This is a genomic window from Nocardioides ginkgobilobae, assembly GCF_054781275.1.
Map to the genome: position 1 here is coordinate 23,730 of NZ_BAAGUS010000025.1, position 8,700 is coordinate 32,429.

At 65.3% G+C, this 8,700-nt stretch carries 6 protein-coding genes and 1 pseudogene; 2 read left to right on the forward strand and 5 right to left on the reverse strand.

What is annotated here, in order from left to right; all coding sequences use genetic code 11:
* Nucleotide 1 precedes the first annotated feature (1 nt).
* Nucleotides 2–772, reverse strand: a complete 771-nt coding sequence (locus tag ACYVID_RS17155) for an MlaE family ABC transporter permease (RefSeq protein ID WP_300641507.1) — start codon at nt 770–772, stop codon at nt 2–4.
* Nucleotides 773–1,079: 307 nt separating this feature from the next.
* Between ACYVID_RS17155 and ACYVID_RS17160 the strand changes: the two genes are divergently transcribed.
* Nucleotides 1,080–2,309 carry a PucR family transcriptional regulator gene (locus tag ACYVID_RS17160; RefSeq protein ID WP_460739135.1) on the forward strand — a complete coding sequence of 410 codons (1,230 nt, stop codon included), beginning with the start codon at nt 1,080–1,082 and terminating at the stop codon, nt 2,307–2,309.
* A 48-nt stretch (nt 2,310–2,357) separates the two neighbouring features.
* Here ACYVID_RS17160 and ACYVID_RS17165 read toward each other — a convergent pair whose 3' ends face one another.
* From ACYVID_RS17165 to ACYVID_RS17180, 4 genes and pseudogenes are all read right to left on the reverse strand, one after another.
* The gene (locus tag ACYVID_RS17165) at nt 2,358–3,986 is read right to left on the reverse strand and encodes a fatty acid--CoA ligase (RefSeq protein WP_460739137.1); all 1,629 of its coding nucleotides are present in this window, start codon (nt 3,984–3,986) and stop codon (nt 2,358–2,360) included.
* A 62-nt stretch (nt 3,987–4,048) separates the two neighbouring features.
* On the reverse strand, nt 4,049–5,251 hold the full coding sequence (locus tag ACYVID_RS17170) for an NAD(P)/FAD-dependent oxidoreductase (protein WP_300641499.1): 1,203 nt from the start codon (nt 5,249–5,251) through the stop codon (nt 4,049–4,051).
* An 11-nt stretch (nt 5,252–5,262) separates the two neighbouring features.
* Nucleotides 5,263–6,648: pseudogene (locus tag ACYVID_RS17175) on the reverse strand (cytochrome P450); the annotation flags it as partial.
* A 19-nt stretch (nt 6,649–6,667) separates the two neighbouring features.
* Nucleotides 6,668–6,988 (reverse strand): 2Fe-2S iron-sulfur cluster-binding protein, encoded by a 321-nt coding sequence (locus tag ACYVID_RS17180; RefSeq protein ID WP_300641501.1) that lies wholly within the window; start codon nt 6,986–6,988, stop codon nt 6,668–6,670.
* 104 nt (nt 6,989–7,092) lie between these two features.
* Here ACYVID_RS17180 and ACYVID_RS17185 point away from each other — a divergent pair, with 104 nt between their 5' ends.
* The gene (locus ACYVID_RS17185) at nt 7,093–8,115 is read left to right on the forward strand and encodes a helix-turn-helix domain-containing protein (RefSeq protein WP_300641502.1); all 1,023 of its coding nucleotides are present in this window, start codon (nt 7,093–7,095) and stop codon (nt 8,113–8,115) included.
* Nucleotides 8,116–8,700 lie beyond the last annotated feature (585 nt).

Here is an 8,700-nt window from a genome sequence, read left to right on the forward strand (position 1 = left end):
GTCAGGCTCCCAACTTGATCTGGAGGAACAGTGCGCTGATCACGCTGTTGGCCGCGAACAGCAGCATGAAGGCGAAGACGACCGTCTGGTTGACTGCGTCGCCGACACCCTTGGGGCCACCCCTGGCGTTGAGACCCAGGTAGCAGGCGGTCAGACCGGCCAGCAAGCCGAAAACGGCGGCCTTGATCTCCGAGGTGACGAAGTCCGCCAGGCCCACGAGCAAGGTCAGGTCAGCCACGAAGAGGCCAGGCGTCGCCCCCTGCAGGATGACTGAGAAGACGTAACCTCCGATGAGTCCTACGACTGTGACCATGCCGTTGAGGGCCACGCCGACCAGCATCGAGGCGAGGACGCGCGGCACGACCAGACGTTGGATGGGGTCGATGCCGAGGGTGACCATGGCATCGATCTCGTCTCGGATCTTGCGGGATCCCAGGTCTGCGCAGATGGCTGTGGCCCCAGCGCCGGCCACGACCAGGACGCTCACGATCGGCCCGATCTCGCGCACGACCGCGACCGCGGCGCCGGCGCCCGCCAGGTCCACAGCCCCGATCTGGATGAGGAGCTGGTTGACCTGGAAAATGATGACCACACAGAAAGGGATGGCTACCAAGAGGGCGGGCGCGAACGAGACCGTGGTGATGAACCAGGCCTGCGAGACGAACTCCTGGAACCGGAATCGGCGCGTGAACATCTGCTTGAACACGTTGCCGGAGAACGCATAGAAGTCGCCGAATGTCGTGAGCGCTTGCACGAAGATGCTGGAACTCATGGCCGACTTGGCAATCTGCCGCGAGTCCGGCGTCATACCTGCAGGCATCGACGGGGGGACGCGCACGTCCCGTTGGACGGTCGTCACGATGGCACCCCACGGTTGATCGCGTCAGCAGCCCACATCCCAGTCGTGAAGGACGTTCTCGTGTGCACTCACTCACCTCTTCAGGCCGGATGTGAGCACGATTACACGGGTAGGAGGCGTCCGACGTCTCGTGCGAACCACTCGAACACGCACCCTATCTTGTACCTTTGCACAAGGTGGATGACCCTAGGGCCGCCATGCCAGGTCGAGGAGAGTAGTCATGCCGAGCGAGCCATCCGGCTGGGTCCAGGACTGGGTGCGGCGCTTCGTGCAGACCGAGTCCGATGACGACCGTCTGGACTCCTGGGTTGAGCGCACCTGCGGAAGGATCATGGCCGAACTTCCGGAGCTGGGGTCACGTGACGGTCTGGCCGAACAGATCGGTGAGGCGATCCGTGAGCACTGGCTCAACTTCCTAATACAGCTGCCGCAACCAGCGCTCTCATTCCGTCTGGTCGCCTCAGCCGAGCGCATCTCGCGCGAGTCCGCCCAGACGTCGCTGCCGCTCGAGACCCTCAACCGGATCTACCGCATCGCCCAGCAGGGCACGTGGGAGTACACGACGGAGCTGATCTCTGCGGTCGACGACTCCCGACCGGAGCGCACGGAACTGTTGATCTACCTGTGGGAGCGAGCGTCGGACTGGATCGATCGCTCCATCAACGAGACCAGCCGCGTCTACCACGAGGCACGCCGACACATCGATGTCGGACGCAATGCCCTATGGCTGGAGACGGTGTCACGCGTCCTCGATGGCAATCTTCTCGAGGGGCGCCGGGTCTCGGCGGAATTGGGCGGCTATCCCATCGCCGACCACCACACCGCCCTCATCGTGACGACGAGTGAGCAACGACAGACAATGGAGGACCTCGAGGATGCTTGCCGCCACCTGGCGGCGGACCTCGGTCTGCGTCAGCCGCTGGTGGTACGCCCGGGGGGGCGGCAACTATGGATCTGGGCGGCGACACGTCGGCCGATGCCGCTCGACCCCGGCTTCACTCCCTCCGAGGGCCCAGCTCAGGGGATGCGGATCGCCATCGGCGCGAGCAAGCCCGGACTGGTCGGTTTCGCGTCGTCGCACTGGCAGGCTCGTCGCACGCTAGGCGTTGTGCATCCTGACAGGAAGGGGGTCCATCAATACGACCAGATGGAGCTGCTGGTCCTTCTCGGGTGCGACGAGACAGTGGACGACTTCATACGACGAACGCTGGGAGACCTGGGGGGGGCCCTCGATCACCAGGTGCGTCTGAGGCACACCGTGGCCAGTTATCTGGCCGCAGGCGGTAGCGTCGATCGCGCTGCGAGCCAGCTCTCGGTGCATCGCAACACGATCAGGTACCGCCTGCAGCAGGCGAGCGCGCTGCTCGGTCGCGACGTGGGCGCGATGAGCAGCGAACTGACCATCGCCCTCCGTCACCTCGACGTGACTCACGGCGGCCAGCTGCCCTGATGCTGGCTGAGGGGCAGCTTCACCGCGTACCGCGCGCTCTACTGTGTTCTAGATCGCCACGACGTCGAGCGAGCCTTCGGCGTGCTGCGCGCGCAGCATCTTCTTGTCGAACTTGCCCACCGACGTCTTGGGAACCTCGGGAATGAAGCACCAACGCTCGGGCAGCCACCAGCTCGCCACCTTCCCTTCCAGGAATGCGCGCAGCTCGGCCGGGGACACCTCGGCACCTTCGCGCAGCACGATGGCGGCGAGAGGACGTTCCTGCCATCTCTCGTCCGGAACGCCGATGACCGTCGCCTCGAGCACGTCGGGATGTCCGGCCAGCAGCAGTTCGAGCTCCACCGAGGAGATCCACTCACCACCTGACTTGATGACGTCCTTGGCCCTGTCGGTCAGGGTCACGAAGCTGCGCTCGTCGATCCGGCCCACGTCACCGGTGCGCAGCCAGCCGTCGTCGAACTTCTCGGCGTCCTCGTCCCCGACGTAGGCGCCGGTGATCCACGGGCCGCGGACCTGGATCTCGCCAACCGACTTGCCGTCGTGAGGCACCTCGTTGCCCTCGTCGTCGACGAGCCTCAGCTCCACGCCGGCAACAGGCCTGCCCTGGGAGGCTCGCAGGCTCCAGTGCTCCTCTCCGGTGACCGTGGCGGGAGGGCGCGCGATGGCCGCCAGCGGGGACGTCTCGGTCATGCCCCAGGCCTGGAGGATCCGCACGCCGTACTTCTCTTCGAAGGCCTGCATCAGGTGGAGCGGTACCGCGGAACCGCCGCATGCCACCAGACCCAGGGACGAGACATCGTGACCAGGGTTGGCATCGAGGTAGTTCAGGACGTCGCTCCAGATCGTCGGCACCGCTCCCGCGATCGTGGGACGCGCCTCGGCAATGAGCCGAACCAGGGGCTCGGCCTGGAGGAATCGGTCGGGCATGACGAGGTCGGCCCCAGCCATCAGCGCCGCGTAGACCAGTCCCCAGGCGTTCGCGTGGAACATCGGGACGATCGCAAGAATCGCGTCGTCCCCGGTGACGCTGAGCCCATCGGCCGCGCAGGCGGCCATCGAGTGCAGATACGTGGAGCGGTGGCTGTAGGCGACACCCTTCGGGTTCCCTGTCGTCCCGGAGGTGTAGCACATGGCTGCCGCCGAGAACTCGTCGAGCTCGGGCCACTCGTAGCTCTCGGGGTGTCCCGCCAAGAACTCCTCGTACCCGATCACCGCGACTCCTTCGCGCCGCAGGGGTCCCAGATCGACGCCGCCCGTCACAACCACCGTGTGTACGCTGTCGAGCGAAGGCAGGACCGCAGCCAGAAGCGGAGCGAGGGTGCCGTCGACAATGACCACCCGGTCATCGGCGTGGCCTGCGACGTAGACCAGCTGCGCCGGCGTCAAGCGAGGGTTGAGCGTGTGCAGCACTGCGCCCATCGACGGGACCGCGCAGTAGGCCTCGACGTGCTCCTGGTTGTTCCACATGAGCGTCGCGACGCGGTCGTCGCCGTCGACCCCGCACGCGCGAAGGGCGTGCGCCAGCTGGGCCGAGCGACGCCCGACCTCGGCGAACGTCCCGGTCCTGATCGTGCCGTCGGCCTGGAGGGTGCGCACCCGCGCCGTGGCGTGGACCCGCTCGCCATGCCTGAGGATCGCTGCGGTCGTCAGGGGGACGTTCATCATGGTGCTGCGCATGGTTTCCTCCGGGTCGGGCTCAACGCAGTGAGCAATGTACCCCGTGTCGAGGGGTGGGGCGATCAGGTGGCGAGCAGGCTGGCGAGTTCGGCGCGTTCGACGTGCAGGTCCTTGCTGAGCGTGTGCTTGACCCTCACGAAATCCCGCGGACGGTTCACGCAATCCGCAGCGATCAGGCGACCGCCATGGAAGTAGTAGCAGGAGAAGTCCCGGCCGTGGGCGGGGTCCCCGTCAACGACGACGTCGTCGTACCCGGCATTGAGGCCGGCGATCTGCAGCTTGAGGTCGTACTGGTCGGACCAGAACCAAGGCAGCGCGCTGATACGCCGTTCCCGACCGCACAGGGTCGCAGCCGCCGATTTGGCCTGCTCGGTAGCGCTCGGCACCGACTCCAACCTCACCAGCCGGTCGTAGCGGGCCATGCGGTGGCTCGCGCAGTCTCCAGCGGCCACGATGTGAGCGTCACTGGTGCGGGCGACGTCGTCGATCACGACGCCATTGTCCACCACCAGCCCAGCCTGAGCGGCGAGCTCGGTGTCCGGGACCAGGCCCACGCCGACGATCACCAGATCGGTGGTGACACTCTCCCCGCTCGCCAGGATCACCGCCCGGGCCCGGTCTCGACCCTCGATGGCCTCCACCTGCGCACCCGTGAGGACCTGCACACCGGCCTCCCGGTGGATCCGTTCGTAGAAGTGGGATACCTCGGCAGCGGTGACCCTCTCGAGCACGCGGTGCGCGGCCTCCAGCACCGTCACCTGCATGTCGAGCGCGCGCAAGGACGCGGCCGTCTCCAGCCCGATGTAGCCCCCGCCGACGATGGTCGCGTGACGACCTGGCGACGCGGCCATCCGAATGGCTTCCACGTCGGAGAAGGTGCGCAGGTAGTGAACTCCCGCGAGTCCTCCCCCTGGAAGGTCGAGCGTGCGCGCCCGCCCCCCCGTGCAGAGCGCCAGCCCGTCGTACGACCACGTCTCGCCGTCACTGGTGACGATGCTGCGTGAGCCCCGGTCGATCCGGGTCACCGTGGCCTGTACGACCTCGATGTCGTGCTTGTCATAGAACTCTGACTTGCGGATGACCAGGTCCTGGAGGCTGCTCTTCCCCGCGAGATACGCCTTGGACAGCGGGGGCCGCTGGTACGGCAACGACGACTCGTCGCCGATGAGGACGACCTCGCCCTCCCAACCCTCCTGACGAAGGCTGGCCACCACTTGTGCGCCGGCGTGGCTGGCTCCGACGACGACGGCCCGAGGACGGGTCACTCGGCCTTCTTCGGAGTCAGCTGGACCATCAACGTGCTGATGCCCCGTACGAAGTTGGACTGCACGTACTCCGGCTCCGCCACGACCTCGATCTTCTCGAAGCGAGGCAACAGTTCCTCCCAGAGGATCCGCAGTTGCATCTCCGCCAGGCGGTTGCCCATGCACCGGTGCACGCCGAACCCGAAGGAGATGTGGTTGCGGGCGTTGCTCCGGTCGATGATCAGGTCATCGGGCCGATCGAAGACACGCTCGTCACGGTTGCCCGAGGCGTACCACATGACAAGCTTGTCGCCCTTGCGGATGAACTGACCGTTGAGGATCGTGTCCTTTTTCGCCACCCGTCGCATGTAGGCGAGAGGGGTCTGCCACCGGATGATCTCCGAGACCATGTTGGGAATGAGGTCCGGGTTGGCCTTGAGCTTCTCGAACTGGTCGGGGAACTGGTTCAGGGCCAGGACGCCACCACTCATGGAGTTCCTCGTGGTGTCGTTCCCCCCGACGATCAACAGGACGAGGTTCCCCAGGAACTCCATCGGTCGATCGATCAGGTCCTTGGTCTCCTCGTTGCTCTGCAACATGGTGATGAGGTCGAAGCCCGGCTCCTCGCCCGCGGCGAGGCGAGCCTTCTTGTCGTACCACAGCGAGCTGAGCCCTCGAGCAGCGTCGACGAACCCACGGAAGACCTCGTCGTTGTCGGACGGCCCGCCATTGGCCTGCTCCATCGAGCTGGCCAGATCTGACCACTCGACCAGCTTGCGCCGCTGCTCGTAGGGGAAGTCCAGCAATGTCGCAAGCATCCGTGCTGTCAGCTCGATCGAGACGAGGTCGACCCAGTTGAAGGGCTCACCGACGGGGAGGCTGTCGAGGACGTCCACGACGCGCGAGCGGATCAAGGACTCCATCTCACGGAGGTTCTTGGGACCAACCACGCCCTGAACCGCAGCACGCTGGCGGTCATGCTTGGGCGGGTCCATCGCGATGAACATCGCGACGTCCATGAAACGAGGCGGCTCTCCGATGATGATGAACGGCTCGGCGGAGAAGGTCTCGTGGTCCTTGTCGACCGCGATGATGTCGGCGTGTCGGGTGATCGACCAGAACGGGCCAAACGGGCTGCGAGCCTGGAAGTGGACCGGAGCTTCGTCGCGAACCCGCTTGAAGTAGGACTGCCACTTACCCTGCCGATAAAGGAACGGGTTGCTCAAGTCGATGTCCGCGAGAGCCACTTCTTCGACCGGAGGGATCGGCTGCTCCACGAAGATCTTCTGACCGTTCGTCCGGGTCACGAAGCGCCGTGTCCAGTCATACAGATGAGCGCCACGGATCTGGAGCTCCATGGGCACAAGCGACTGCGCGCGCTCAGCCAGGGCGTCGGTCACGTTCGTCAAGGTCGTCATATCTATGGTCTCTCCTGAATCACATCTGGAACTCGGGGAGCCGGACCACGAGGCCACCACAGCTCTCCGTCATTGTCATCTGGCACGAGAGCCGGGAACAGGGTTCGCGTTCGGGGTTCATCGCCAGCATCTCCTCCTCGGCCGCCGTGGACCGACCGACCTCATCGATCCACTGGTCGTCAACAATCACATGGCACGTCCCGCACGCAGCCTCTCCTCCGCAATCACCATCGATGCCGGGGATGGCGTTGCCGATGGCGATCCGCATGAGCGACTCGCCCTCCTCGAGCGGCGCCTCGTGCTTCTCGCCGTCGTGGGAAATGAAGGTGACTACTGACATGGTGGAACTCCTCACTCAAAACGTCACCCCAGTCTTGAGAACACTCCCGCCCCTGGCTATGGTCACGCGTGTCAAAAGCTTGTGATTTCGGCTCAGGGGTGGGTATGACAGGCGACGATGCCGGCGTTCCGCCGCTGGCCTTCGTCCAGCTGCTCAACAGTGACGCCCTCCGCCCTGACGCGGTGTCTCACTTCCGCCGCATCATCGCTCGTGAGGGGTGGTCAGAGCCCGAGCTGGTCAGGCGCGACCAGCAGGTGCCGATCCGATGGTTTCGCGAGGTCTATCCCGACCTCGATCCCAGTAGCGCGACCAGCTTGGGGCTCGCCTTCGCCGAACATGCCCAGCTGACCTCTTTCGGCCCACTCAGCCTCCCCTTGGTCAGTGCCGCTTCCGTGGCCGAGGTCCTAGAGCTTCTCGGCTACCTGCCGGTCATTTCAGGTGCCCTTAAGCCTCACTTCCACATGACTTACACCGGGCTGACAGTAGGTCTCGCCGGTCATACAGGAGACCGTGCGCTCGACTGCCTCGTGGTCGCCTACGGCGGAGCGGCGCTCTTGCGGCTCATAGACAAGCTGTCCGGGGAACTGCACGCTCTCACCTTGCACCTTGCTTGGGAGGCTCCCGCAACGTCGACCGAAGCAGCGTCGGTCCTGCCTGGCCGTCTGCTGTTCGGAGGGCACGCCTCGTTCATCCACGTGCCCACCGAGGTCCTTTCAGTCCCCTGCCGTTTTGCAGACCCTCTCGCCTACCGACTCGCCGTCACCGAACTGCGGCGCACGCTCGAACGCAGCCGGCTGCCGGGCAACGCCACGGAGACCGTGAGACGAGCGATCGAGAACGATCCCTGGCACAGCAGCAGCGAGGAGGTCGCGGCCACGTTGGGCATGTCAGTCAGCACCTTGAAGCGCCGGCTCGACCACGAGGGCACCACCTTCCGCGAGGTACGTGAAACATTGCTGCGCGAGCGCGCTATCGTGCTGCTCCTCGACCATTCGCTGTCCATCGGCCAGATCTCACATGCGCTCGGCTACGGCGACGTGGCCAACTTCTCGCACGCATTCAAGCGCTGGACGGGGCAGTCACCCAGCGAATTTCGTCGAGCCGACAACCAAATTCGAGCGGAATGACAAACAGTGGGTCTGCGCACGCGTGTGCATCGACCGATCCACCATCGGTCCGAGCGACCATTAGGGCAGCAGACTGTGGCTGCTCAGCTATGGCCGCGTTATCGACGACCGTGACCTCGCTGCGTCCCAGGGGGCAGACGCACAGGCGTCGGCAGAGAGCGACAACTCGAAACTTGAGAGGCGAGAAACCGCAACGTGTCCCGCGTCGCGACTGGCTTGGAGCCTGATTCGAGCGGCGCGCATGCCATCTGGTCTCGTCCGAACGGCTACGCCCCACACAACGGGCAGGTCGACCCGGCGTGCGCGTCATGGCGTAGCCACGGCGCAGCGCCCGGAACGTCGCGCTGAATAGCCCCGGGTCTGATGGAGGCTCTGGCGTGTCCCGGGTTCGGTGGAGTCGGCTGACCGGATTCTGATGCCTGTCATCAGGAGGCAGCAGTGGGTAGACGGGGTTATCCGGCTCTTCGTACCTGCGGTGGGAGTGGGTGAGCGACTTGGCATGACGCGGTCGGGGTGAATGGGGTCGAGGCCCTCCAGGATCGGGAGCGACCAAGCTGCCCAACCGGAAGGCCTCGACGATGCTCG

Bases quoted from the DNA above. Each gene is read 5' to 3' on its own strand.
- ACYVID_RS17160 (WP_460739135.1), top strand. From the start codon at position 1,080: ATGCCGAGCGAGCCATCCGGCTGGGTCCAGGACTGGGTGCGGCGCTTC.
- ACYVID_RS17180 (WP_300641501.1), bottom strand. From the start codon at position 6,988: ATGTCAGTAGTCACCTTCATTTCCCACGACGGCGAGAAGCACGAGGCG.
- ACYVID_RS17155 (WP_300641507.1), bottom strand. From the start codon at position 772: ATGAGTTCCAGCATCTTCGTGCAAGCGCTCACGACATTCGGCGACTTC.
- ACYVID_RS17185 (WP_300641502.1), top strand. From the start codon at position 7,093: ATGACAGGCGACGATGCCGGCGTTCCGCCGCTGGCCTTCGTCCAGCTG.
- ACYVID_RS17165 (WP_460739137.1), bottom strand. From the start codon at position 3,986: ATGCGCAGCACCATGATGAACGTCCCCCTGACGACCGCAGCGATCCTC.